We start from the raw sequence: 203 nt of genomic DNA on the forward strand, positions 1-203 counted from the left end.
TGCCCGTTCATCATGTGATCCTCTTTCATTCGCATAAAAGTGGCATCGGTATCTGTCTTAGAAAAGCTGTTTCTCTCTCCAAAAGTCTGTTTCTGAAGTTCATACTTCTGTTTTCGAGGCAGAAGGTCTTTTTCCAGTTGACGCTTAGCCTTCTTTAAAGGTTTGTTTTTTGGATTCTGTTCCAGTCTCTTTTCCAACTTTTT

General features: G+C 39.4%; 1 pseudogene. It reads right to left on the bottom strand.

Annotation, left to right across the window (positions count from 1 at the left end):
• A pseudogene (locus JJQ88_RS21135) lies at positions 1–203 on the bottom strand (IS5/IS1182 family transposase); the annotation flags it as partial.

The organism is Bacillus sp. REN3, from assembly GCF_017912555.1.
Taxonomy (GTDB): domain Bacteria; phylum Bacillota; class Bacilli; order Bacillales; family Cytobacillaceae; genus Mesobacillus.